The sequence below is a fragment of the Breznakia pachnodae genome (assembly GCF_030814225.1).
GTDB lineage: Bacteria > Bacillota_I > Bacilli_A > Erysipelotrichales > Erysipelotrichaceae > Breznakia > Breznakia pachnodae.
The window spans coordinates 115298-140576 of record NZ_JAUSUR010000003.1 but is presented as its reverse complement, the minus strand read 5'-3'; the positions used below and the strand labels follow the sequence as shown (position 1 = coordinate 140576).

Sequence of the window (25279 nt, the reverse complement as noted above, 5' to 3'; positions counted from 1 at the left end):
CATAATCATACATGAAAGGTGGTTTGAATGAAAGCAAAAAGAAAATTTAAAGGACTTAGTCTTAGCTTCATATTTATCTTCTCATTGATACTTATGAATGCGAACGTGGGGGCGGTTTCCATTTCAACAAATGAAACAGCTACGATTTCTACATCTGTCGTTGATGGAACAGATGATGAATATCTGGTAACTGTTGGGTTTGATGGGAAGCTAGAAGAGATTGGTGCTTCTAACCAGAAGCTGGATGTTGTTTTATTATTGGATAATTCAGGAAGTATGAGTGGTACTCCACTTGCAACTGCAAAAGATAATTCAAAAACATTTGCATCAGAAATCTTAGCAAACCCAAACAATAATGTAAGTGTTATCTGTTTTGGTTCCAATGCAACCAATTATATTCATCTGAATAATTCAGTTACTGACACACATGCTGCAATCGATACAATTTCAACAAATGGATTAACGTATTTGGGAAGTGGAATCGATGAAGTAAAAAATGAATTTGATACGAATGGTCGCAGTGATGCGAAAAAAGTTTTAGTTGTCTTGGCAGATGGCGATACTAGTGATGTTGCTGGATATAATGCATCTACGGCTGCACTTCTGAGTGCGTATCCTGGATTAACAATCAAAACAATTGGTTATGAAATTTATGCTGGTTCTTCAGCAGAGACAACATTAGTTAATCTGGCAGCACAAGATACATCTTCTGGGAAATACTATAATGCATCTACAGATGATTTAAGTACTGTGTTCACAGATATTGCAACAGCAATTCAATCAAGTGTTCCTGAAGTAAATGTAGATATCGTTGTACCTGAAAACTTCACCCTTGTAGAAGATTCTGTAGAAGCAACAACAGCTGCATCGATTACAAGTGCTGATGGAAAAATAAGTGCAAATTACCTGAATGTTGCACCGAATTCTTCACATACAATTCAGTTCAGAATTAAAATTGATCAAACCAAAGCTACAGCAAGTGAAAGTTACACAGCAAATAATATTCCTGTAACTTACACTTATGATTATGTAGATAATGGTCAGCCAAAACAAAAGACAAGTGAATTGTCAGTAGATGCACCAATTTATCAAATCACAACAAAATCGGATGGAAATGGAATTATTTCTTCTGGACGTTTTGTTGGTAGAGGTGCATCACACACCGTAAGCTTTAGTGCAAATGAAGGTTATGAGTTAGTGTCATTAAAAGATAATGATATTGCTCAAAGTGTAGATGGCGATGCATATGCATTAACTGGTATTGCAAATGATCACAAAGTAGAAGTAAGTTTTGAAAAGCCTGCTCCTGTGAAAACAATTACAGCACCGACTGCAAAACCATCAACTGCTCCAGCTACTGGAGACGCTACAAATATTGGTTTATGGATTGCTGTTGTAGGTATCTCATCAATGGTATTTGTTTCATTCTTTAAGCGTAAAAGTAGTAGATAATATATAAGGTTGCAATCGCAACCTTTTCTTTTTGCCTATGAAATTTTATGAAAACATCTTGTAAATTTATGAAACAGTTTCATAAATATGAAAATTTTATCAATTTTTATGCCATCTTAGGTTGCAATTTGGTGAAACCTCGTTATAATATTTATAATATACTTCGTTATATTTATATAGAAAAGAAATGTATGAATGGGGGAAAGTCTATGAAATTAAGAGGATCGCAAATTATTATGGAAGTATTGATGGAGCACAAGGTGGATACCGTCTTTGGGTACCCTGGGGGAGCTGCGCTCTTTATTTACGACTCTTTATACGACTACTCAGACAGAATAAGACACGTTTTGACAGCACATGAGCAAGGAGCTGCTCATGCAGCTGATGGATATGCTAGAGCAACTGGTAAAACTGGTGTTGTATTCGCAACTAGTGGTCCAGGAGCTACAAACTTGGTAACTGGTATTGCAACTGCGTTTATGGATAGTATTCCAATGGTTGCGATTACTGCAAATGTTGCTGATAGTCTAATTGGTCGTGATGCATTCCAGGAAATTAGTATTACTGGTGTGACTCTGCCAATTACAAAACACAATTATTTCGTTAATCGTGTAGAAGATTTGGAGGATGCGTTAAGAAATGCATTCCGTATTGCAAACGAAGGTCGAAAAGGACCTGTATTAATTGATGTTACAAAAGATGTTTCAAATGCGTTATGTGAGTTCACTCCAGGTAAACCACTTGAGTTACATCCAACACCTGAATTTGAAATGAGTCAGGTAGAGGAAATCGCTGAAGTAATTAACGAAGCGAAACGCCCAATGATTTATTTTGGTGGTGGAGTTGTTGCGAGTGATGCAAAAGATGAAGTAGCAAAATTGATTGAGAAAGCAGATATTCCTGCTACTTATACAATTATGGCTGCAGGAGTTATCGATTGTGATGATCCTAAAAACTTGGGAATGTTGGGAATGCATGGTAGTATGGTTGCTAACCGTACCGTACAGGAAGCTGATTTATTGATTGTACTTGGTGCAAGGTTCAGTGATCGTGCTGCATTAAACACGCAACGTTTTGCACAGAAAGCAGCAATTATTCAAATCGATATTGATGCGAGTGAAATTAATAAGAATGTAGAAATCAATTACAGTATTGTTGGGGACATCAAAGATGCACTTAACAAACTGATACCATTAGTAAAAGAGGACAATCACAGCGATTGGGTAAAACAAGTTGACTCATGGCGTCAGGAAGTAGATATGAAATTGGAGGATGCTAAACTTCGTCCAAAAGAAATCTTATTTTCTATTAATGAATTAACAGATAATGATACAATTTATGTAACAGATGTAGGACAGCACCAAATGTGGTCGGCTCAATACATCAAACATAAAAATACGAAATCATTCCTTACAAGTGGTGGTTTAGGAACGATGGGTTATGGATATGGAGCAGCAATTGGTGCTCAGATTGGTTGTCCAGATAAACGCGTTGTTCACATCACTGGTGATGGAAGTTTCCATATGAACTTAAATGAAGCTTGTACTGCTGTAAGTGAGAACTTACCAATTATTACTGTAATCATGAACAATAAAGTTCTTGGAATGGTATATCAGTGGCAGACAACCTTCTATGATAAGCATTATTCTCAGACAACACCAGAGCGTAAAACTGATTTCCCAAAACTTGCAGAAGCATTTGGTGCAAAAGGTTATCGTGCTGAAACGATTGAAGAGTTCAATGATGTATTCCAAAAAGCATTAAAGGAAACTGGTCCAGTTTGGATTGAGTGTCTGATTGATCGTGAAGAGAAAGTACTTCCAATGATTCCAAATGGTGGAACCATTGATGATGTATATATTGATTAAGGGAGGAAGAACATGGCTAATAAAAAAGAAGTAATTAGTATCTTTGTGGATAACCACGCAAATGTATTAACTCGTGTAGTCAGTTTGTTTGGTCGTAGAGGCTTCAACATTGATTCCTTGACGGTTTCAACAACCGACAACCCAGAATTATCAAGAATTACAATTGTATTTACAGGTAATGAGCAGACATTATCACAGATCTTAACACAAACTCAAAAACTTGAGGTTGTGAGAGATATATTTTTATTGGAGAAAGAGAACAGTTTATACAGAGAGCTTCTATTAATGAAAATCTCTGCTACAAAAGAGACTCGTTCTGCAGTAAAAGAAATCGTTGATATTTATCGCGGTAAAATTATTAGTTTGTCAAAAGACAGTATGATTGTTGAATTAACAGGTGCTCCAGAAAAACTAGATGGTTTTATGGAAATGGTAGCTTGCTATGAAATTATTGAAGTTTGTCGAACTGGAATTACAGGTATATCTAGAGGTCCCCTTGTAGGGACAGAATAACGGGAGGAAATATAGAAATGATTAAGAAGTATTATGACACAGATTGTAACCTTGGGTTATTAGATGGAAAGACAGTATCAATTTTAGGGTATGGTTCACAAGGACATGCACATGCACTAAACTTGCAAGACAGTGGAGTGAATGTTGTAGTTGGTTTAAGAAAAACTTCTAAAAGCTGGAAAGAAGCTGAAGAAGCTGGATTAAAAGTTATGGAAATCGAAGATGCAGCAAAAGCTGGAGACTTCGTAATGATGTTAGTACCAGACGAAAGTGCTGCTGCTATCTATAAAACTCAAGTAGAAAAACATATGAAAGAAGGAGACGTATTGATGTTTGCACATGGATTCAACATCCATTACCATCAAATCGTTCCTGCAGATTACATTGATGTAATCATGGTTGCTCCTAAAGGACCTGGACATACCGTTCGTTCTCAATATTTAGAAGGAAAAGGTGTTCCTAGTTTAGTTGCTGTATACCAAGACAAGAGTGGAAAAGCAAAAGACTTTGGTTTAGCTTATGCTTGTGGAATTGGTGCAGGACGTGCTGGAATTCTTGAAACTTCATTTAAAGAAGAAACTGAAACTGATTTATTCGGTGAACAAGCAGTACTTTGTGGTGGGGTTACTGAATTAATGAAAGCTGGTTTCGAAACATTAGTAGAAGCTGGTTATGAACCAGAAATGGCTTACTTCGAATGTATCCATGAAATGAAGTTAATTGTTGACTTAATTAACAGTGGTGGATTTGAAATGATGAGATACTCAATTTCAAATACAGCTGAATATGGAGATTACCGTACTGGTAAACGTTTAATTACAGAAGACACTAGAGCAGAAATGAAAAAAGTTCTTGGAGAAATTCAAGATGGTACATTTGCTTCTGAATTCATTCAAGAATTCAACGCTGGTGGACAAGCTAAATTCTTATCAACTCGTAGAAAAGAAAGCGATACATTATTATGTAAAGTTGGTAAAGAATTAAGAAAAATGATGAGCTGGTTAAAGAAATAAAAAAGATAGAAGGCATATGCCTTCTATTTTCGAAAGAATATTAGAGATTAGAACAGTTGCAAGACTGTTTAAAGGAGTAGAGACATGATCGATAAGAAAAAATTACGTAGTGCCAATGTAACTCTTGGTGCTGAAAAAGTCCCTGCAAGAAGTTTATTCTATGCAATGGGATATACAAAAGAAGAACTGGACCGTCCTTTGATCGGAGTGGTTAGTGCACACAGTGAAGTTGTTCCTGGACATATTCATCTTGATAAACTTGCACAGGCAGTAAAAGATGGTATTCGTATGGCTGGTGGAACACCAATTGAAGTTCCTTCGATTGGTGTATGTGATGGAATTGCAATGGGTCACGCAGGAATGCGTTACTCACTTCCTTCAAGAGAACTAATTGCTGACAGTGTAGAATCAATGACCATGGCACATGCATTTGATGGGCTGGTACTTGTTCCTAACTGTGATAAGATCGTTCCAGGAATGATCATGGGAGCTGCCCGTTTAAATATTCCTGCAGTTGTTTGTTCAGGCGGGCCAATGCTTGCAGGTAATGTAAATGGTGAAGAGGTATCTCTATCAAAAACATTCGAAGCAGTAGGTGCATTTAAAGCAAACTTAATTACTGAGGCTGAATTAACAGAAGTTGAACAAAACAGTTGTCCGGGATGTGGATCTTGTGCTGGTATGTATACTGCTAACTCAATGAACTGTTTAAGTGAAGCACTTGGAATTGCATTACCTGGTAATGGTACAATTCCTGCAATCAGTGCAAAGAGAACACAGTTAGCTAAGAAAGCTGGGATGGCAATCATGAACTTGGTTGAAAATGATATTAAGATTCGTGATATCCTTACCGAAAAAGCAGTTCGTAATGCATTGGCTTGTGATATGGCACTTGGATGTTCATCAAATAGTGTACTTCACTTATTAGCTATTGCAAATGAAGCAGGTATTAACTTAAACTTAAATATGTTCAATGAAATGAGTGAGAAGGTTCCTAACCTATGTCACTTAGCTCCTGCTGGTGATACTCATATGCAAGACTTAGATGCTGCTGGTGGTATTCCTGCAGTTCAAAATGAACTTGCAAAAAAGAACTTATTAGATTTAACTTTACCAACTGTAACTGGATTCAGTGTTGGTGAAAATATTAAGAATATCTACAATACAAATCCAAATGCAATCAAACCTGTGGAAACACCATATTCTAAAACTGGTGGAATTGCCATTCTGTTTGGTAACATCGCAAAAGAAGGTTGTGTTGTAAAACGTAGTGCTGTAGCTAAGGAAATGCTGCAACATACAGGTCCTGCAAGAGTCTTTGACTGTGAAGAAGACGCAATTGATGCAATCTACAATGGAAAAATTGTCGATGGTGATGTTGTAGTTATTCGCTATGAAGGTCCTAAAGGTGGCCCTGGAATGCGTGAGATGTTAAACCCTACTAGTGCATTAGCTGGTATGAAGTTAGATCGTACGGTTGCATTAATCACGGATGGACGCTTCAGTGGTGCAAGTCGTGGAGCATCAATTGGACATGTTTGTCCTGAGGCTGCAAGTGGTGGAGAAATTGGTCTGATCAAAGAAGGCGACCAAATTGAAATCAATATTCCTGAATATAAAATTGAAGCAAAAGTCAGCGATGAAGAGTTCGCAGAACGCCGCAAAACTTTTGTGCCAAGAGAACCTAACGTTAAGACTGGTTGGTTGAAACGTTATGCTCAACTTGTAGACAGTGCTGCGAAAGGCGCAGTAATGAAATAAACCAATATAAATTAAAAACATCAGTGATATAATAATAGTATCGTTGATGTTTTTTTATGAGGTGAATTATGAAAATTTTACACATGAGTGATCTGCATATTGGAAAAAAAGTAAATGAATTTTCCATGTTGGAAGATCAGAAATATATTTTAAATCAAACACTACAAGTCATTGATGAACAGAAAATTGACTGTGTTTTATTATGTGGTGATATTTATGATCGAAATATCCCACCAATTGAAGCTGTCAAAGTATTGGACAATTTTCTAAGTGAATTACATACCAGAAATTTACCAGTTCTTATGATTGGAGGTAACCATGATTCAGCTGATCGGTTAAACTTTGGACAAAAGATATTTAAAGATTCTAATATTTATATCTCTGCCCGTTACATAGGACATGTCCAAACCGTAACATTAGAAGATGAATTTGGAGAAATCGTATTTCATTTACTTCCATTTGTGAAACCAGTTTATGTGAATCATATTCTTGGTACTGAAGCACCATCTTATGAAGCAGCTGTACAGGAAATTTTAAACATTCATAAAGTAGATACAGATAAACGTAATGTATTATTAGCCCATCAGTTTGTGACTGCAAGTAATAAAGAACCTGAGTTGAGTGAATCAGAAACCAAAACCCTTGGTGGAATTGATAATGTTGATATCCATGTATTCAAAGATTTTGATTATGTAGCACTTGGTCATATTCACAAACCACAGGCAATGGGAAGTAAATATATACGCTATGGTGGCTCCCCACTTAAGTATTCTTTTTCTGAGGCAAACATTGATAAATCTCTAACAATTATTGAATATCAAGAAAAAGGAAATATTCAATTAGAGTTCATTAAACTGCAACCTCTTCATGATATGGTTATGTTTGAAAGTACCATTCAGGATATTCTTGATAAGAAAACTTTAAGTGACTATCCATCAAATAATTATGTAGCAGTTACCTTAACTGATGAAGAAGAGATTATTGATGCGATTGGAAAGGTACGCAGTATTTATCCGAATGTAATGATGATTTCATTTAAGAATCGTCGTAGTGATAACAATCAGAAACGAGTTGTATTATCACAACAGGAAATATATGAACATACACCAATTGAATTATTTGAAAAGTTTTATAAATGGCAAAACAACAGTGAACTAACAAAATCACAACAAGAAATATTAACCAAAACAATCGAGAAAGCAGGTGAGGATTTATGAGACCATTAACCCTTACAATGAGCGCATTTGGTCCTTTCGCTGACCTTACTACAATTGATTTTCAAAATTTCAAAAATGGATTGTTTCTGATATCAGGTGAAACTGGTTCAGGAAAAACAACCATCTTTGATGCTATCTGCTTTGCATTATACAACGAAGCAAGTGGAGATAATCGTAAACGTGAAATGCTTCGAAGTGATTTTGTTGAAAGCGATATTGAAACTTATGTAGAGTTAGTTTTTGAACATAATGACACTATTTATACATTACGTCGTAATCCTGCATATGAGCGAAAAGCAAAACGTGGTGATGGTGTTACCAAACAAAATGCAGATGCTTATTTAAAAGCTGATGATGTTATCGCAAGCGGAAGCAGTGATGTAAGTGAAACAATTGTTGATTTACTTGGATTAAGCAGAGAACAGTTTAAACAAATCTCAATGATTGCCCAAGGAGAGTTTCTAAAATTCTTATTTGCTTCTAGTAGTGATCGAGTAGAAATCTTTCGTAAAGTTTTCTCTACTCATTTCTTTGAAAAGCTACAACTGAAACTTAGAGATCAGTATCTAGAGGTTCAACGTCAGTATTCACAAAAATCACAACAGATATTGGACAATGAAGATCGTGTCAAAATTGATGAGAATCATGACTTATATCCAGCATTCTTAAATGTAAAAGGGGAATCCTACAAGGTAGAAGAATTTGTTATTTTATTAGAGCAATACATTAAGGAACTTAATACAGAAAACAAAGAACAATTAAAAGAAAAACAAATATTGCAGACAAACTTAGCAAAACTCTATCAACAGCAAGCAACTGCAATTAGCATTAATAAAAATTTTGAAGAGTTGGAAAAAGAGAAAAACTTACAACTACAATTAAAAGAACAATTACCTCAAATAGAAGAAAAGAAACAGTTGATTACAAACGCAAAAATTGTACTACGACAAATCAAACCAATTGAAGATAATATCCAAAGAATTACTTCTATGATTAATAGTAGTGAACAACAAAACAAGCAACTTACTATTTCAATTAGTAATCACAACACATCGTTGAATAACTACAAAGAACAATTATCAACATTAAATGAAAGAGAGAATGATTTCTCTGAATTATCCTATAAAGTAAAAGCAATTGAAAATTCGTTACCTCAATTTACTGCATATGATGAGACAATATCAAAACTTAATTCTGTAAATAAAACGTTAGCTAATAAGCAACAGCAACAAAAACAAATTGAACAAACAATTCAAAGTAAAAATGAAATGATTGTAAATGCAGATATTTATATCAAAAAGAATGAATCGATATCTTTATCAATAGAGAAAAATAGAACTCAGCTAAAACAACTGGAGACTACGCAAACGCAATTACAACAGCTCTCTATTCTTATAGAAGATTATCATAAGGATGAGAAACAATTAAGCGAATATCAACTAAGTATCAAAGATGTTCTGGAGCAATACAACCAAAAATCATCTGAATTAACAAGCACAGAAACCATCTATTTTAAACAACAAGCAGGACTATTGGCAGAGGAACTGGTTGAAGGTGAACCTTGTAAGGTATGCGGTTCTACAAACCATCCACAGCCTGCTAAACTGATTGATAGTAGCGTTACCCTTGATGCAGTTGAAATACTTAGAAAACAAAAAGAGGATCTAAACAAAAAGCGAGAAACAATACAATCATCAATCGACAGTCTGCATATACGACAAGAAAATCGTAAAGAGAAAAGTGAAGAACTTCTTTCTTCTTTATCATTATCGATTGAACTATCAAATTACATTGATTTAACACATGTAATTAACACACAGAAAGAAACAACCATAAACGAGTTGAATCAGTTACAGCAAGAAATAAAAGAGTCCCTTTCTATTGAACAATTACTAAATACCAAAAGAAATGAACTTGTAATGCTTAATAATGAAGTAACTTCACTTCAATCAGGCCTAAAAGATACTGAAAGAAATGTTCAGGAATTATCAACACAGGTAACTACACTTCAAACGACTGCAAAGAACCAAAAGGAAGCACTTGCTTATGATTCAAAAGATATTGCAGTACAAGAATTGAAAAAGATGGAAATGCAGATTCAAGAATATGAAAAGAAAAAAGAAGATATTAGTAATCAGATAAAAGCTATTGAAGATTCTATCACTAAAGACTCTACTATCTTACAAACCAATAATAAGTCGATTCAGGAGAATATAAATTTATTAGCTGAAGAGCAAACCAAATTGAAAAATGAATTAGCTTCATTTAAAGATATTGATATAACTCCTTATCGGTTAAGTGAAACTCAGATAGATAGTTATCAGGATGAAGTAAATAAATTTTTGAATAATCAATCCAGAAATAATGAAGCAATCACTCGTTTAGAGGAAGCTACCAAAGATAAATCGATGATTGATCTGACAAGTTTAGAAGATATGATTCAAGTTGAGAAATTAAAAGAGAGTGAGTTAGATGAACAAATTGATCATCATTCTCATTTCATCAAAACAAATCAAGAAGTACTGAATGATATTCAAATGATTCGTAAGCAAAACAGCGAACTTGAACAAACCTTACAAAGCTTAAAACCTCTGGCAGATACTGCCAATGGTAATCTGAGTCAGAAACAGCGAATCACTTTTGAGTTATTTGTTCAGGCTACTTATTTCGATTATGTACTTAGCGAAGCAAACAAACACTTTTCTATTATGAGTGATGAGCGATATTCATTACTTAGAAAAGAGGATCCAGTAAATCTAAGAAGTGTAAGTGGATTGGATCTGGAAGTACTGGATGAATGGTCAGGAAAACGTCGTGATGTTCGCTCGCTCTCAGGAGGAGAATCATTCAAGGCAGCACTTTCTCTGGCCTTGGGTTTAGTGATGTTATACAGAATATTGCTGGTGGAATTAAGATAGACACTGTATTCATTGATGAAGGATTTGGCTCATTAGACAGTGACTCTCTTGATAAAGCAATGGAAATTCTTGGAAGACTGGCTGACAGTCATCGCATGGTCGGTATTATCTCCCATGTGGAAGAATTAAAAGCACAAATTGATCAAAAGATTGTGGTAAGCAGAAGTCAGCAAGGTAGTACAGTTACAATAGAAACATAAGGGAGAGAAAATGAAAAACAATAATACGATTTTTAATCAGTTTTCAGAAGATTATGATACATGGTATGAGACGAAGATGGGTAAGTTTGTTGACGAACTTGAAAGTGAAGCAATCTTTTCCCTTCTTGATTTACCAGAAAATGCAATGATGTTAGATGTTGGTTGCGGTACAGGTAACTTTACTTATAAATTTGCAGATATGGGATATAGTTGTGTTGGAATTGATATTGCTGGTAATATGTTGAAACATGCAAAAGCAAAACAACAAGATGAGAAGATTCAGTTTATCGAAATGAATGCAGAGAATACTAGTTTTGAAGATGAAAGTTTTGACTGTATTATTTCTGTTACTGCATTTGAATTTATGCCTTATCCAGATCTTATCTATAAGGAAATGCAACGCTTATTAAAGCCAAATGGTTCGATTATTATTGGAACGATTCAAAAGGGTGGCTCATGGTATCAGCTTTATACAAGTGATATATGCAAAGATACAGCATATGCCAAAGCTACCTTCTTATCATTAGAAGATTTGAAGAATCTAGATAACAATCAAGTTGTAGACTTTAAAGAATGCTTGTATCTTTCTCCTACTTTAAACGAAGAGGAATATGATAAACAACATGAAGCAGAGTATAAAAAGAAAGAAGATAAAGGAGGGTTTGTATGCGTGAAATTCAAAAAGAAAAATTAATATCTTGTCAGTTAAGTTTCTATCCATTAGGAAAAGAAGATTACATAGATGATATTGATCAGGTTTTAGAAATTATCCAAAGCAGTAATTTAGATTATACAATTAATGATATGTCTACTATTATGAAAGGGTCATCTTCACTTGTATATAAAACCTTACAAACTATCACAGATAAAACAACAAGTAATTTCACAATGTGTGTAGTTATTTCTAACACCTGTGGTTGTGAGATATAAACTTAGAAAGGAATTATTATGAGAGTTGTAAAACAAGAACTATCTACTGATAATGAAGGCTTCTATAACATCACAAAAAAGGTTTCTGATGCGGTTTCCATGAGTGGAGTCACATCAGGTATCTGTGTTGTATTTTGTCCTCACACAACAGCAGGAATCACTGTGAATGAGAATGCTGATCCTGATGTTGTTCATGATATGCTTTATGCATTAGACAAAACTTTCCCTGATCGCGAAGAATTTCGTCACATGGAAGGTAATAGTGCTGCTCACTTAAAATGCAGTGCTATGGGTTGTGAGAAAACTATTATTATTGAAGATGGAAGATTGGTCTTAGGTATTTGGCAGGGAATCTATTTCTGTGAATTCGATGGACCTAGAAGAAGAAATTATTACATCAAAGTCATTGGTGAGTAAAGGAGACACAATGAAAGTATTATTAGTTAATGGGAGTCCACATCCAAAAGGATGTACGTATACTGCACTTGATCATATTGCAGGAGCATTACATGAAGAAAATATAGAAACAGAGATTATGAGCTTAGGGGCAAAACCAATTCAAGATTGTATTGCCTGTGGAAAGTGTAAAACAACTGGGTTATGTGTATTTAATGATGTTGTGAATGAAATCATCGAGAAAGCAAAAGAATGTGATGGATTTATCTTTGGTAGTGCAGTTCACTATTCACATCCTACAGGAAAACTATTAAATGTACTTAGTCGTGTATTCTATGCTGGTGGAAAGGAATTCAAACACAAACCTGCATCAAGTGTTGTAAGTGCACGTAGAGCTGGTACATCAAGTTCATTGGATGTAATTAATAAGTATTTCACTATCAATGAAATGCCAGTTGTATCATCTACATACTGGAATCAAGTACATGGTCATACTCCAGAAGAGGTTCTTCAAGATGAAGAAGGTATGGATGTTATGTACGCATTAGGTAAAAATATGGCTTGGTTACTAAAGTGTATTGAAGTTGGAAAAGCAAATGGAATTGATACACCAGTAAATAAGAAAAGAGGAACAAACTTTATCCGATAAGACAACAGTTGTTTGATATATTCTGCTTAATAAACTATACTAAATATAGAAACAGAGAGGAGAATTTACATGAAACAGTTAACTAGTTGTATGAGGAGGGCGTACATAAAATAACCCTTCACTATTTATTAGGAGGATTTATGAACGTAAACAATAAAATAGTATTAAAGCAAGTTCCTTCAAGCGACTATAAACGTTTGTGGGAGATAAGTGAAAAAGAAGAGGATTACTCTTGGGTACATTTCAATGCCCCATATTTTAATGAATACAAAGCTGTCAGCTATGATCAGTTTCTGATTGATAATAAGAAAAGTCTGGAATCTGATCATCGTCTTGGCATTTATTATAATGACATCTTGGTTGGACAAGTTTCTCATTATTGGGAAAACAGAGATACTCGTTGGTTAGAAATGGGTATTATCATCTATGATGATAATTATTGGGGTAGATCCATTGGAACAATTAGTATTAAACAATACACAACAATGTTGTTTAATCAATACCCTGAAATTCAGCGTGTAGGATATACTACATGGTCTGGTAATCCAGGTATGATGAAGATTGGTGAACATCTTGGTTTTACTTTAGAAAAACAGATTCGTAAAGTACGTTATTACAATGGAGTCTATTATGACTCAGTTGGTTATGGTGTACTTCGTGATGAATGGATGAATACTTAAGTTTTAAGGGTAGTGATGAGCGTCACTACCCTTTTTATTATTCGTTAGTTATATGCTAAAATGAATGAAAAGAAACGAGGAAACTTTATGACAGATATAATACCATCTATACTTAATCAAATTAAGCATAGTCTAAATTCTGAAGGAAAATTGGATTATACTTTTGAACTTATAAAAAAGGAACAACGCAAACCCAATGAACTCTCTTTCGTAGCTGGGGCAAAAGAAAATATATTAGGAATTTCTAATAAACCTGCCGAAAAGACCAGTTGTGTAATGAAATATCTAATGGCTAATGATAAAGAAATATCTATATTAGTTAAACAACTTAGTGAAGAATCTATTGATGTTCTTTATGATGCTAATAATACACTTTATAATGATATATTCGAGAACCGTTCCACTTTGGATGGAGATCATGGATACGCGTTCGCATCTGAATGTATTCTAAGTTCATCAAATCCTGAAGTTGTAAAAGCCGGTTTGATTGTTTTAGGTTCTTTTGAAAATTTTGGTGATAGATTAATAGAACCATTGAAACTGATAGCTTTGTATGAATCATTCACAAATTATGTAATCTACATTTTCAAGAAATTCCCAGATGGAAATGACTGGATTTTTGATATTGCGAAAAAGACACACGGTTGGGGGAAAATAAATGCAGTAGAGAACTTAAAAGTTACAAATGATGAGATGAAATATTGGTTAGCTAGTGAAGGGTGTTCTAATGCAGTAATGGATGGATACTTATCTTATGAATGTGCACAAAAAATTAATATTTATGAGTATGTACAAAAAGAGCACCTATCACAAGAAGAATTGGTGGGATTACAAACAATAATTTTTGCACTAATCAACGAAGATGGTGCACCATGTGCTGGAATTTCAGATATGGAACATCCTGTTGAATTATTAAGCAACTTCTATAATCAGATAAAAGATAAACTTGTTGATTGTACACAAATCAAATTTTTAACCGATGTTGAAGAATATCTTGTTGAAAATCATGAAGAAAATGAGATTGCCATTACTATAATAAACTCAATCAAAACCCAAATTGAACAACTCCCTCTAGAGAGAATCGTAATAAACAGTTTAAATGAAAATGATAATTATCATATTTGGATTGCTGTTTATATTGCTAATAAGATGAATATTGATATTGCTGATGAATTATTCAAACTACTTAAAAGTAACTATCTAAAATATTCTTCATATACATGGTACTTCTTTAAACATAAAATTTTGATTGATGAAATCCTCGATTTATATGAGAACAGTATTGATCTCACATTAATTGCTACAGGGATGGGGGACTCATTAGGCTTTGGTGACAATCATTCTTTATATATGTCTTTAACGTCTATTATCCAAGAGTTAGGAGCTTACCCAAACAAAGGGGTAAACCTTATAAAGGCTGCTTTACAATCTCCTGTTGTATCGCATCGAAACATGGCGGCTCGAGCAATGAAAAGATGGTCTGTAAGTACTGGTTTGCCATTAAAAGAATTCAACAGTGAATTATATCATTTAACAAAACAAACCATCAGTATTGAAGTCAATGATACTGCAAAAGAAAACCTAACTGAATTAATATAAAGATAGAAAAAGATACACGTTTCCATGTATCTAATGTTTATTCTACTGTTTCTTTGATTTTCTCTAATTCTACAAACTGTTTGGCTGTTCTTGGACTTCTTCCATTGTTGCGAAGTGCAAACGCTTCTGCCTGTTTGATTAACTCATCACCTTGAAGTGATAAATCTTGTTCTTTCGCTAATGACTCTACGATTTCCAAGAACAAATCTTTCCCTGGTTTTTGAAAGGTAATTGTTAAACCAAATCTGGCAGCTAGACTCATTGTTTCCTGTATTGAATCATTCGTAAATAGTTCATCACTATTACGATCTTTCATACTTTCCTTCACAAAGTGACGGCGGTTGGTTGTTGCATAAATAATAATATTTTTGGTATTACCACTTACACCACCTTCAAGAATTGTTTTAAGAGCAACAAAGTTATCATCATTACCACTAAAACTTAAGTCATCAATAAAGATAATAAATTTTAACGGATTACGAGCTAACTCATCAATTAATTCAGGCAAATGAAATAGTTGATGTTTTTTTATTTCTACTAATCGTAAACCTTGGTCTTTATATTTGTTTGCAATTGCTTTTACAGTAGAACTTTTTCCAGTTCCTGCATCCCCATATAAAAGGGCATTGCTTGCTTTCATTCCATTTAAGAATGCTTCTGTATTCTTAACTACCATCTCACGTTCACGTTCATACCCAATTAAATCAGTTAACTGTTGAGGGTCTGGATGTTTCACTGGTACTAATCCCTGATCCATCATTGTGAAAACATGGTATTTCGCAAATACTCCATATCCTTCAACTGGAAGTTTTTCCAGTTTCTCCAGATATTCTTTGCGAAAACGATAGTTTTTATTTTTCCACTTTGGCAGAAACCCATGATAAGGAACATCAAAACGAATTTCTTTGGATGTAATCTTACTTACATCCTGAATAATTGATAACTCATATAAAAGTGCCTGTTCCAAAACTTGATCTATTCGTTTTCCTTCAGCTACTTTTTGAATAAATATGTTTTCGCTATTCATAACATAACGATAAAAATAACGACTTAAATTTGTATCATATTGATATAGTTCTGCTGTGAAATCACAGTAAATATTTATAAAGTTTGTTACGTCTTGAGTATCACAATCCAACAGCTTTCTAAGCTTAATTACAACCTCTTCATCCAACAAACTTCGAAAGATTGTTAAAGAATTTAACTTCTTCTGCATTTCTTTAAACTTCATCTTTTCCACCACCTTAATTATGGTATAATTGTATCATTAAATAAAGGAGTTTACTATGCTTACATTAGATAAAATATACCAAGCTAGCTATGTTTTGAAAGATGTAATTCGTCCAACAGAATTAATGGCAGCGCCAAACATTGACAGCGAAAATAACATTTTCTTGAAAGCTGAAAATCTTCAGATTACTGGTAGCTTCAAAATTAGAGGCTCGTACTTTAAAATTAGCCAGTTAAGCGATGAGGAGAAGGCAAAAGGTATTATTGCGTGTAGCGCTGGTAACCATGCTCAGGGAGTTGCATTAGCAGCACAGAAGAACAATATCCCTTGTTTGATCTGTATGCCTGACAGTGCTCCTATCAGTAAGATAGAAGCAACAAAAAGTTATGGTGCAGATATTCATCTGGCTCAAGGTTCTTATGATGATGCTTATGATGATGCACTTCGATTACAAAAGGAAAAAGGTTATACCTTTATTCATCCATTTAATGATGAAGATGTAATTGCTGGACAAGGGACAATTGGATTTGAAATCCTTGATCAGTTAGAAAATATAGATGCAGTAGTAGTACCAATTGGTGGTGGTGGATTAATCAGTGGTGTTGCGTTTGCTGTAAAGACGTTAAAACCAGAATGTAAAGTATACGGTGTACAGGCTGCTGGTGCTGCCAGTATGAGTGAAGCACGCAAATGTGATAAGATTGTCAGTCTTGATGAAGTAAATACATTTGCTGATGGAATTGCAGTAAAACGTGCTGGTGATTTAACATATGAATTAACCAAAAAATATGTAGATGAAATTATTACAGTTACTGATGACGAAATTGCTGCAGCAATACTTATGCTGATGGAAAAGCAAAAGATGGTAGCGGAAGGGGCAGGTGCTGTTTCAGTTGCTGCTGCCATGTTCAATAAACTGCCAATCAAAGATAAGAATGTTGTTTGTATCGTCAGCGGTGGTAACATTGATGTTAATATACTGGCTCGTGTAATTACTCGTGGATTGCTGATGAGCGGAAGAAAGACTTCATTAACGATTGCCTTAGTTGATAAACCAGGACAATTACTTGGAGTTAGTAGAATCATAAGTGAATGTGGTGGTAACGTTGTTGCCGTTGATTATGACAATGGTGATCCGGATATGGATATCAACAGTTGCTTCTTAAAAATAACAATGGAGACAAAAAACCACGAGCATATTGAAGCAATTATTAAAGAATTAGAGAAAAATGACTTCAAAATAGTAAAAGAAAGAACATAAGAAAAAATCGATGCTAATGAGAGAGTGGCATCGATTTTTTTATATTAATTAATTTATTTAATTATTTTTGTTTTTTCAAGAATGCATATCCACTCACTGATGCAAGAGCTGCAAGCATCATTAGCATATACATTGTTGTGTTTGTTGTATCACCAGTAACTGGTCCACCATTGTTAGCTGCAACAGCTGGTTTAGTTGTTGTAGTTGTTGCTGGTGGTTGAGAGATTGGTTTTTCAGGACTTTTAACAGTAATTGTTGCTACTGAAGTATGTCCTAATTCTGTTTCGATAGAAATAGTTGCTGTTCCTGCTTTTAAACCAGTTACAGTATATCCAATCCATTCATCGTTTTCATCATAAGCTTCTTCCACTTTAATTACAGTAGTATCAGAAATCTTTGTGTTAACCATTACACCATCTGATCCTTCTAAAGCTAATTCTGCCCAGAACCACCATGCATCTTCAGGAACTGTATCAATTAAGATAGTTTTAGATTCACCTGGTGCAAGAGTTACTGTTGTTGGATCTAATACGATATCAACTGGGTTTGCAATTACATCAAAATCTAAAGCATATAGATTTCCATCAACATCCACAAACTCAAGGTTAACATCACCTACACTAAGTACCCAAATATCACTAGCTAAGAATGCTCCTGTTGTTTCATCGATTTCCCAGAAAGCAAAACCTTCTCCAGTATAATCGTATAAATATAGTTCTGAGATATCTCCATCATAATAATCTGAAATATCAAAAATTTCACCTTGTTTAACACCGTCTGGGTAATCAGCATCAAACGCTGCTTGATCCATTGTGTATGCTGCAGTTGCAACTGGCGTATCAGTAGGTGTAATATCTGTTTCTTCTGCACTTACAGTTGCAGGCACAAATAAAGAAAGTGCCAAAACAAGTGCTAAAGCGCTTCCGAATAATAATTTAATTCTTTTCATTTTCCCTCCTATGAATTTTTACTTTTAATTAAAAGACTCTCTCTATAATTAAGACTCATTCCAGGGCAAAATGGTTCGCTGTTTTTGGCAATTTAGGGAAACTTTTTGTCTTACAAAATTTATAATTTTTAATTAATCACAATAGTTAAATTAGAAAAACGGTTTAGAAATCATAGTTTTTTTTGAAATAATCAAGCAATTTAGGTTGAATGTTAGGATATGTCCACTCAACATTAAGTTCGTCAAATAGATCTACTTTTTCAATCTCACTATCAGGCAATTCGCCTAACACATCAACAGATGCAAAGCACAAAAGACCTGATGTTCCGTTTGCTGTATAAATACAAATAGGCTTAATATCAAATTCTATTGCTCCCGTTTCCTCATATAATTCTCTTTTTGCAGTATCCAAGATTGGTTCACCTGGTTCGCGGCGACCTCCTGGTATTTCCCAAGTTGTTCTCTCTTTATGTTTGCAAAGTATCCAACGATTTTTGTATTTCGCTATGATAACTGCATAAATTAAAGCTTCATCTATTATCTCATTTAGTTTATTAAATTGAACATTCATATTATCATTCCTTTTGTTTACAATTTTAAAGGAAACTTAAACAATAATTAGGTTTCCTTTAGAAATAATTAATTTATTTATCTACGAATGAAGGGGGATATAATCAATGAAATCGCTTGACATGCTCCGCCCACTCTCTCCATGGCCATTTTGATGCACCTGTGATTACAACTAACCAAAACAATACAAGGAGAAGCCCTCCAAAAATAATTAGTACTGTCTGCCATGTACTAAGTTCTTCAAACCAACTACCTAAAAAATCAAAAAATGCTATTAGTTTTATCATTATTTAATACTCCTTCCTTTATTAAATAGTAATCATAAATATTTATCGATTATGGAAGATATAAATTCTGTGAGTTCTTTTACGCGTTCACTTTCAGATCGTGATTCATCAAGTAAAATAGCTAATTGTCCAAAAAGTAAAAAGGAAGCAATTGTGTCTGGTTGATTGAAACTATATTCACCTTGTTCTGTTGCTTCTTTGAGCATATCTGATAGAATCGGACACATTTTTTTGCAAATTCTATGAGATAACAAAATCTGATACTGTTTATTTTCAGGTTTGTAAAAGAATTGTAGATAAGAATTGTCTAGTTTTTTTTCAAGTTCGAAAAAATTTGGAGATGCAAGTAACCTATCTTTTAATGGTATAGCCTTATCGCTAAATCCCTGTTTAGTCGCCATAACAAAATAATTTGCATACTGTTCTAATCCAATATCAAATAACTCATGCTTGGATTTAAAATAACGATAGCAAAGTCCCTGTGAAACACCAAGATTTTTAGCTATATCTCTAATTGTTGTTTGCTCAAATCCCTTTTGCGAAAACAACTTCATAGCTGTATCAAGAATTTCTTGCTTTCTAATATCTGGCTCTTTTGTGATTCTTGAAATTAGGATCACCTCCTTAATTTGGTTATGAGTGAATGATATTCATTCATTTATTATTATTGTAATCTTATTCTATATGTAAGTCAATATTTGATTTATAAATAAAAAAACTAAAGCAAATTATTTCTATCTCACTTTAGTTTTTTGATTTTAAAGCAATTAACAACACCGCTATATCAGCTGGACTTACTCCGCTAATTCTAGATGCCTGACCAACTGTTAAAGGGCGAACTTGTTGTAACTTTTGTTTTCCCTCCAAAGACAGGTTGTCAACATCATCATAGTTAATTGTCTCTGGAATTTTCATTGTATCCATATTCAATAACTTTTCAGCTTCCTTCTTTGCCTTTACTATATATCCTTCATATTTGATTTCAATTTCAGCACCCTGAATCACTTCATCAGTTGCACCAACTTCTAAATATTCCAGCATATTTTTTAGTTTCATTTTTGGCCGTTTTAATAAATCATATGCAGATATTCCATCAGTCAACGTATCATCTTCAACTTCTTGAAGATACTTATTAATCTCTGATTTCGGGGTAAATCGCTGTTCACGTAGATACTCCATCAAATCATGAATCTGTTGTTGTTTTTCTTCAAATCTATTGTATCGATCTTTTGATAGTAATCCTATTTCATATCCATATTGACTCAGTCTTTGGTCAGCATTATCATGTCTTAATAACAGACGATATTCCGCACGACTAGTTAATAATCGATAGGGTTCCTTTGTTCCTTTATTCACTAAATCATCAATCAACACACCTAAGTACGCTTCATCACGATGCAATATAAATGGTGCTTTTCCATCCATTTTTAAACATGCATTAATTGCTGCCATCAAACCTTGACCAGCTGCTTCTTCATAACCACTTGTTCCATTGATCTGGCCAGCAGTATATAAGTTCTCCACTAATTTGTTTTCCAATGTTGGTTTACATTGTAATGGATCTACTGCATCATATTCTATTGCATATCCATATTTATCAATAACAGCATTTTCAAGCCCTGGAAGGGAATGAATCATTTCTTCTTGAACATCATATGGCATTGATGTAGAGAATCCCTGCACATAGGTTGTATCTAGAGATAAACTCTCTGGTTCTAAAAATATCTGATGACGTTCTTTATCTTTAAAACGAACTAATTTGTCTTCAATAGAAGGACAGTACCTTGGTCCAACTCCTTCTACTAAACCCGAGTACATTGCACTCTTTTTAAGATTTGTATTAATAATCTCATGAGTTTTAGGACTTGTGTATGTCAGATAACAAACCACTTGCTCATCGAATGGCATAATTTCTTTTGTATCATAACTGAAAGATACAAACGCATCCGTTCCTGGTTGTATTTCAGTTTTTGTAAAATCGATTGTTTCTGTTTTTACACGAGCAGGTGTTCCTGTCTTTAGACGAAATGTTTTAATTCCCAATTCGTGTAAGGATGCAGAAAGATTTTTTGTGGTAGGCTCATTGTCAGGTCCACTCTCAGTTGATGTATGTCCTATCAATATCTTTCCACTCATATAAGTTCCTGTTGTAAGAATAACAGCATGGGCTTCTACCATTTCATTATCAGCAATAACACCTTTTACTTTTTCATCCTCTACAACAAGTTGTTCAACCATCTGTTCACGTATTTCTAAGTTAGGTGTATTCAGTAATGTCTGTTGCATATATTTAGCATATTCCAACTTATCGCTTTGCACACGCAAACAACGAACTCCTGGTCCCTTGTTTGTGTTCAGCATTTTGAATTGGATTGCAGTTGCATCTGCTGCTTTCCCCATTTCTCCACCAAGAGCATCAATTTCTCTTACCACGATACCTTTTGCTGGTCCACCTACGGACGGATTACACGGCATCTTCGCAATGTTCTCAATGCTTAGTGAATATAAAATTGTTTTTTTTCCTTTACGAGCACTGGCAAGTGCTGCTTCAACACCAGCATGTCCACCACCCACTACGATTATATCTACCATGAAATCACCTCTGACTACTTATTATACTATAATAATTCAAATATCAAACAAAAATTGAATAAAGTTTATACCTATGTATGCTATTTATTCCCATACAACAACCAATTACTACTAAACTCTTGATGAGCAGTTTTTATGAATTATAATAAAATTAACAAACACTCTGTTTAAGGAAGGAAGCGAATATGAAAAAGACAACTTATTTTTTGATATCTTCAGGATTCTTATTAGTATTCTATATACTATGTACATTATATGTAGATGCTAATAATTTAGTTTATTCCACTTATGAAGTTACACCATTAATTATTTACAGTTCGTTAAGAGATTTTGGTCTTTGCATTTATTTATTTGTTGTTGCTTTATTGCGTCCAAAGCCTACACATATAAAAGATATGGTCTGGTTACTTCCACATCTATTATTTCTTGGAGTTTCTACTCATTTATTTTTCTTCAATATTTGGAATGAATCAATTTCAAACTACTTGTTAATCGTATATATGAATATTGATTTATGGTTGGTTGCTTTTTATTTCCTTCTGATTATTTGTATATATGATATCTTCAAAATCGTCAGAAAGCAAAGAGGGCTATAATTACGCCCTCTTAATTACATTATTACCTACATCCATATATACAATACTATCGTGTAACTCTAATATCGTTTCTCCATTTGGAATAATGATATTTTTATTTCGTTTGATTGAAATAATCAACAGACGATTTTCCTTATCAATATCATCTAATGTCTTATTTAACCAATCATTATCTTCATCAACTATAACCTCTTTCAATATAATTCCACTTTCATCGTGGAAACTTGGAGCACACAAGACTAGGCTATCCTGTTCTTCAACAACTGTAGATCCCTTTGGAAAGATATTCTCGCCATCTCTTACAATAAGCGCTATCAACATATCATTTGGCATTGCAATATCAGCTAAAGTTTTTCCAATCCATCCATGATACTCTGGTAAACTTACCTGAATCATACTAAGTTGACGAATTCCTTCGTAATCATTGAATGTTTTCATAATATCATTTGTTGGATCTTCTACTTTCAGTTTCTTAGCCATATATGGCAATAAGGTTCCTTGGAAAGCAACCGATAAAAGAGCTACTACAAAGACAACATGAAAGATATCTTTACTTGTATATGCTGGACTTACTACAGTCAAAATTGCAAATACAATAGATGCCGCTCCTCGAAGTCCACTCCACGATATAAATAATTGCTCATTCCACTTTACCTTTAATGGTGTTAATAGAATAGCAACTGTAATTGGTCTTGCGATAAACGTTATAATTACCATTACACCAAGGGCTGGTAACAATACACTAGGAATTTGTGATGGGAATGCTAATAAGCCTAATGTGAAGAATAATAAAATCTGCATCATTTGGGTTACACCATCAAAGAAATGTACAAGTGATACTTTGTGTTTTAACTTAGCATTACCTAACATCACACCTACAATATATACACTTAGAAATCCATTTCCTTCCCACATCGTTGGAAGTGCAAACGCAAGAAGGGCAATTGCCACAAACAATATTGACTTTAGCCCATCGTTTTTAAACTTTACATGTTCTAGGATAACCTTGAACAATTGTCCAATTGCAAATCCACAAAGGACACCCAAACCAATCTGTGATATCAGTAGTTGTGGTAAGGTCGACAGACTATTTGTTGTCATGTATCCTAATGTTAGAGTTGTCATCATATACGAGATTGGATCATTACTTCCACTTTCCATTTCCAAAAGTGGTGCCAATCCTTTTTTTAGATTTAACTTCTTGCCTCTTAAAATAGAGAATACAGATGCAGCATCAGTAGATCCAATAACGGAACCTATTAGAATTCCTTCTGCAAGTGACACTTTAAATATAAAATGTACAAGAAATCCTGTGATCATTGCGGTCATAAAAGTTCCTACAGTTGATAACAGAAGTGCTTTTCCCATGATTGGTTTTGCACTTTTAAGATTCATACCAAATCCACCATAAAAGATGATAAAGATTAAAGCTATGGTACATAATTGCTCACTTAATACAAAATCATCAAACTGTATTTTAAAGATTCCATCACTGCCAAATAACATCCCAATAAGAATAAATAAGAGCAGAGAAGGTAACCCTATCTTTGCAGATATCTTACTTGAAACAATACAGATAATTGTAATAATTGCCACGATTAATAAATACTGATTCATATGATTACCTCCATTTTTCACATGAGATTATTATACACGAAAGCTCAAAAAAACCATAATTTAAGGCATATAAGGCTATTTTTGACATTTTTTTAGCATTTTTTTTGCTTTTTTATTTGTTTTTGTATATAATGCAATGGTTGTGTATTTTTTACACAACGAAAAAGTATGCTTAAGAATAGATACTAATCATTAGCCGCAGATGCTGCGTAGAAGGAGAAGAAACTATTATGAAAGCAAGTAAAATTGAAACTCCCACCTCCAGTTGGATTATCTCATTTATTTTGATATGTTTAATTCTTTGGATGAGCTATGACACAATTTATGCAAGTGAAAGTCATCCACAAAGAGTAAATGAAGATCCAGTTGGAACATTTAATAATTTAAGCATTGATATGAACGAGATATCAACAATTGAACTTGAGCAGGAAGTCAGCATAGGTGCGCAAGAACGTCAACAAGAATTGCTACGCCAGGAAGAACTTGCAAAGCAAAAAGAAGCTGAGCGTTTAGCTGAAATCGCACGTGAAGAAGCACGTTATTCTGATGCTGGAGTATGTACAGTAGGTTCTTACAAAAAGACATACATGGACTATCGAGCGATCAACTCAAATTCAACACAGATGGCAATCATCAATTCTTCAACAACCGTAAATGAAGATGGACTATTAACTACAAGTGATGGATTCATTGCAGTAGCTCTTGGTTCGACATATGGTAGCCTAGGTACAAAATATCGTATTACTACTGATACAGGACAAGTATTCAAAGTAATCAAGGTTGATGAAAAATCAGATGCACATACCGTGAATGGATGCCAAGATTCAAGCGGTGCAATGGTCGAATTTGTCATCGATATACCAAAGGTGAGTGCTAGTTATCCACAAGTTACATTGAGTGGTGACTTTAACTCTCTTAGTCAGTTTAGTGGGAATATAGTTAAAATTGAAAGTTACACATAAGTTGAGGACAATATTTTT

General features: G+C 34.1%; 23 protein-coding genes. 16 read left to right on the top strand and 7 right to left on the bottom strand.

Annotated elements, in window-relative coordinates:
- Positions 1-27: 27 nt before the first annotated feature.
- The 13 genes from J2S15_RS09090 (at position 28) to J2S15_RS09030 (ending at position 15196) form a co-directional block, all read left to right on the top strand.
- Complete coding sequence (locus J2S15_RS09090) at positions 28-1452, top strand: vWA domain-containing protein (protein WP_307407537.1); 1425 nt, start codon at positions 28-30, stop codon at positions 1450-1452.
- Between the two features lie 209 nt (positions 1453-1661).
- A complete protein-coding gene (gene ilvB, locus J2S15_RS09085; protein ID WP_307407535.1) occupies positions 1662-3320 on the top strand; it encodes a biosynthetic-type acetolactate synthase large subunit in 1659 nt (552 codons plus the stop codon).
- A 12-nt stretch (positions 3321-3332) separates the two neighbouring features.
- Positions 3333-3833 carry an acetolactate synthase small subunit gene (gene ilvN / locus J2S15_RS09080; RefSeq protein WP_307407534.1) on the top strand — a complete coding sequence of 167 codons (501 nt, stop codon included), beginning with the start codon at positions 3333-3335 and terminating at the stop codon, positions 3831-3833.
- Positions 3834-3850: 17 nt separating this feature from the next.
- Entirely contained in the window at positions 3851-4846 is a 996-nt protein-coding gene (ilvC, locus tag J2S15_RS09075; protein WP_307407532.1) for a ketol-acid reductoisomerase, read from the top strand.
- 84 nt (positions 4847-4930) lie between these two features.
- A complete protein-coding gene (ilvD, locus tag J2S15_RS09070; protein ID WP_307407530.1) occupies positions 4931-6607 on the top strand; it encodes a dihydroxy-acid dehydratase in 1677 nt (558 codons plus the stop codon).
- 68 nt (positions 6608-6675) lie between these two features.
- Positions 6676-7824 carry an exonuclease SbcCD subunit D gene (locus J2S15_RS09065; RefSeq protein WP_307407529.1) on the top strand — a complete coding sequence of 383 codons (1149 nt, stop codon included), beginning with the start codon at positions 6676-6678 and terminating at the stop codon, positions 7822-7824.
- On the top strand, positions 7821-10742 hold the full coding sequence (locus tag J2S15_RS09060) for an AAA family ATPase (protein WP_307407527.1): 2922 nt from the start codon (positions 7821-7823) through the stop codon (positions 10740-10742). The genes J2S15_RS09065 and J2S15_RS09060 overlap by 4 nt, the downstream gene beginning before the upstream one ends.
- A gap of 210 nt (positions 10743-10952) precedes the next feature.
- Positions 10953-11636, top strand: coding sequence for a class I SAM-dependent methyltransferase (locus J2S15_RS09055; RefSeq protein ID WP_307407525.1), 684 nt, complete (start codon positions 10953-10955; stop codon positions 11634-11636).
- Positions 11609-11872: a YkoF family thiamine/hydroxymethylpyrimidine-binding protein gene (locus tag J2S15_RS09050; protein ID WP_307407523.1), complete on the top strand. Its 264-nt coding sequence runs from the start codon at positions 11609-11611 to the stop codon at positions 11870-11872. The genes J2S15_RS09055 and J2S15_RS09050 overlap by 28 nt, the downstream gene beginning before the upstream one ends.
- Positions 11873-11890: 18 nt before the next feature.
- Positions 11891-12289 (top strand): secondary thiamine-phosphate synthase enzyme YjbQ, encoded by a 399-nt coding sequence (locus tag J2S15_RS09045; RefSeq protein WP_307407522.1) that lies wholly within the window; start codon positions 11891-11893, stop codon positions 12287-12289.
- Between the two features lie 10 nt (positions 12290-12299).
- Positions 12300-12917, top strand: a complete 618-nt coding sequence (locus J2S15_RS09040) for a flavodoxin family protein (RefSeq protein ID WP_307407520.1) — start codon at positions 12300-12302, stop codon at positions 12915-12917.
- A gap of 140 nt (positions 12918-13057) precedes the next feature.
- On the top strand, positions 13058-13597 hold the full coding sequence (locus J2S15_RS09035) for a GNAT family N-acetyltransferase (protein ID WP_307407518.1): 540 nt from the start codon (positions 13058-13060) through the stop codon (positions 13595-13597).
- Positions 13598-13684: 87 nt separating this feature from the next.
- A complete protein-coding gene (locus J2S15_RS09030; RefSeq protein WP_307407516.1) occupies positions 13685-15196 on the top strand; it encodes a hypothetical protein in 1512 nt (503 codons plus the stop codon).
- A gap of 37 nt (positions 15197-15233) precedes the next feature.
- Here J2S15_RS09030 and J2S15_RS09025 read toward each other — a convergent pair whose 3' ends face one another.
- Positions 15234-16427 carry an ATP-binding protein gene (locus tag J2S15_RS09025; protein ID WP_307407514.1) on the bottom strand — a complete coding sequence of 398 codons (1194 nt, stop codon included), beginning with the start codon at positions 16425-16427 and terminating at the stop codon, positions 15234-15236.
- Between the two features lie 55 nt (positions 16428-16482).
- Here J2S15_RS09025 and ilvA point away from each other — a divergent pair, with 55 nt between their 5' ends.
- A complete protein-coding gene (gene ilvA / locus J2S15_RS09020; RefSeq protein WP_307407513.1) occupies positions 16483-17688 on the top strand; it encodes a threonine ammonia-lyase in 1206 nt (401 codons plus the stop codon).
- 61 nt (positions 17689-17749) lie between these two features.
- Here ilvA and J2S15_RS09015 read toward each other — a convergent pair whose 3' ends face one another.
- From J2S15_RS09015 to mnmG, 5 genes are all read right to left on the bottom strand, one after another.
- Positions 17750-18637, bottom strand: coding sequence for an LPXTG cell wall anchor domain-containing protein (locus J2S15_RS09015; protein WP_307407511.1), 888 nt, complete (start codon positions 18635-18637; stop codon positions 17750-17752).
- Between the two features lie 163 nt (positions 18638-18800).
- Complete coding sequence (locus J2S15_RS09010) at positions 18801-19208, bottom strand: NUDIX hydrolase (RefSeq protein WP_307407510.1); 408 nt, start codon at positions 19206-19208, stop codon at positions 18801-18803.
- A 103-nt stretch (positions 19209-19311) separates the two neighbouring features.
- Positions 19312-19494 carry a hypothetical protein gene (locus J2S15_RS09005; protein ID WP_307407508.1) on the bottom strand — a complete coding sequence of 61 codons (183 nt, stop codon included), beginning with the start codon at positions 19492-19494 and terminating at the stop codon, positions 19312-19314.
- Positions 19495-19526: 32 nt separating this feature from the next.
- Positions 19527-20114: a TetR/AcrR family transcriptional regulator gene (locus J2S15_RS09000; RefSeq protein ID WP_307407506.1), complete on the bottom strand. Its 588-nt coding sequence runs from the start codon at positions 20112-20114 to the stop codon at positions 19527-19529.
- Positions 20115-20238: 124 nt separating this feature from the next.
- Positions 20239-22086, bottom strand: a complete 1848-nt coding sequence (gene mnmG / locus J2S15_RS08995) for a tRNA uridine-5-carboxymethylaminomethyl(34) synthesis enzyme MnmG (RefSeq protein ID WP_307407504.1) — start codon at positions 22084-22086, stop codon at positions 20239-20241.
- Positions 22087-22271: 185 nt separating this feature from the next.
- Here mnmG and J2S15_RS08990 point away from each other — a divergent pair, with 185 nt between their 5' ends.
- On the top strand, positions 22272-22682 hold the full coding sequence (locus J2S15_RS08990) for a hypothetical protein (RefSeq protein ID WP_307407502.1): 411 nt from the start codon (positions 22272-22274) through the stop codon (positions 22680-22682).
- Here J2S15_RS08990 and J2S15_RS08985 read toward each other — a convergent pair whose 3' ends face one another.
- Entirely contained in the window at positions 22683-24299 is a 1617-nt protein-coding gene (locus tag J2S15_RS08985; protein WP_307407500.1) for a potassium/proton antiporter, read from the bottom strand.
- A gap of 230 nt (positions 24300-24529) precedes the next feature.
- On the opposite strand from J2S15_RS08985, the gene J2S15_RS08980 reads away from it, so the two are divergent.
- Complete coding sequence (locus J2S15_RS08980) at positions 24530-25261, top strand: hypothetical protein (protein ID WP_307407498.1); 732 nt, start codon at positions 24530-24532, stop codon at positions 25259-25261.
- Positions 25262-25279 lie beyond the last annotated feature (18 nt).

Coding starts and splice junctions, on each gene's coding strand:
- J2S15_RS09015 (WP_307407511.1), bottom strand. CDS start 18,637: ATGAAAAGAATTAAATTATTATTCGGAAGCGCTTTAGCACTTGTTTTG.
- J2S15_RS09040 (WP_307407520.1), top strand. CDS start 12,300: ATGAAAGTATTATTAGTTAATGGGAGTCCACATCCAAAAGGATGTACG.
- J2S15_RS09035 (WP_307407518.1), top strand. CDS start 13,058: ATGAACGTAAACAATAAAATAGTATTAAAGCAAGTTCCTTCAAGCGAC.
- ilvC (WP_307407532.1), top strand. CDS start 3,851: ATGATTAAGAAGTATTATGACACAGATTGTAACCTTGGGTTATTAGAT.
- J2S15_RS09010 (WP_307407510.1), bottom strand. CDS start 19,208: ATGAATGTTCAATTTAATAAACTAAATGAGATAATAGATGAAGCTTTA.
- ilvB (WP_307407535.1), top strand. CDS start 1,662: ATGAAATTAAGAGGATCGCAAATTATTATGGAAGTATTGATGGAGCAC.
- mnmG (WP_307407504.1), bottom strand. CDS start 22,086: ATGGTAGATATAATCGTAGTGGGTGGTGGACATGCTGGTGTTGAAGCA.
- J2S15_RS09045 (WP_307407522.1), top strand. CDS start 11,891: ATGAGAGTTGTAAAACAAGAACTATCTACTGATAATGAAGGCTTCTAT.
- J2S15_RS09060 (WP_307407527.1), top strand. CDS start 7,821: ATGAGACCATTAACCCTTACAATGAGCGCATTTGGTCCTTTCGCTGAC.
- J2S15_RS09005 (WP_307407508.1), bottom strand. CDS start 19,494: ATGATAAAACTAATAGCATTTTTTGATTTTTTAGGTAGTTGGTTTGAA.
- J2S15_RS09050 (WP_307407523.1), top strand. CDS start 11,609: ATGCGTGAAATTCAAAAAGAAAAATTAATATCTTGTCAGTTAAGTTTC.
- ilvA (WP_307407513.1), top strand. CDS start 16,483: ATGCTTACATTAGATAAAATATACCAAGCTAGCTATGTTTTGAAAGAT.
- J2S15_RS08980 (WP_307407498.1), top strand. CDS start 24,530: ATGAAAGCAAGTAAAATTGAAACTCCCACCTCCAGTTGGATTATCTCA.
- J2S15_RS09055 (WP_307407525.1), top strand. CDS start 10,953: ATGAAAAACAATAATACGATTTTTAATCAGTTTTCAGAAGATTATGAT.
- ilvD (WP_307407530.1), top strand. CDS start 4,931: ATGATCGATAAGAAAAAATTACGTAGTGCCAATGTAACTCTTGGTGCT.
- ilvN (WP_307407534.1), top strand. CDS start 3,333: ATGGCTAATAAAAAAGAAGTAATTAGTATCTTTGTGGATAACCACGCA.
- J2S15_RS08990 (WP_307407502.1), top strand. CDS start 22,272: ATGAAAAAGACAACTTATTTTTTGATATCTTCAGGATTCTTATTAGTA.
- J2S15_RS09065 (WP_307407529.1), top strand. CDS start 6,676: ATGAAAATTTTACACATGAGTGATCTGCATATTGGAAAAAAAGTAAAT.
- J2S15_RS09025 (WP_307407514.1), bottom strand. CDS start 16,427: ATGAAGTTTAAAGAAATGCAGAAGAAGTTAAATTCTTTAACAATCTTT.
- J2S15_RS09030 (WP_307407516.1), top strand. CDS start 13,685: ATGACAGATATAATACCATCTATACTTAATCAAATTAAGCATAGTCTA.
- J2S15_RS09090 (WP_307407537.1), top strand. CDS start 28: ATGAAAGCAAAAAGAAAATTTAAAGGACTTAGTCTTAGCTTCATATTT.
- J2S15_RS08985 (WP_307407500.1), bottom strand. CDS start 24,299: ATGAATCAGTATTTATTAATCGTGGCAATTATTACAATTATCTGTATT.